Annotated in this window: 1 protein-coding gene; it reads right to left on the bottom strand. The window is 72.6% G+C overall.

Annotated features, from left to right (window positions below; all coding sequences use genetic code 11):
- A partial coding sequence (locus tag BN358_RS13160; protein WP_040583552.1) for a hypothetical protein occupies positions 1-241 on the bottom strand: 241 nt, incomplete at both ends.

Raw genomic sequence — 241 nt, 5'->3', positions numbered from 1 at the left:
CGCCTGAGCAGGTAGGCGCCCTCGCTGAAGGTGGTGTCGAACTGCGCCCCCACGACGTGGAAGCTGGTGGCCCGGTTCGGTCCTGCGTCGAGTACCCAGAAGCGCACCCGCTCGCCGACGCGCGCTGTCAGTGGCGTGCTGTCGTAGCCGTTCGCCACCCCGTTGAACACGACCTCGTCGGGCTCGCCCACGGCGGCCGCGCGATCGGCGTCCACCTCGGTCGCGGACGCCGCGTCCGGGG

It is taken from the genome of Sedimentibacter sp. B4 (genome assembly GCF_000309315.1).
Taxonomy (GTDB): domain Bacteria; phylum Bacillota; class Clostridia; order Tissierellales; family Sedimentibacteraceae; genus Sedimentibacter; species Sedimentibacter saalensis.
The sequence above is the reverse complement of the archived record's forward strand: the minus strand, read 5'-3'. Positions and strand labels throughout refer to the sequence as shown.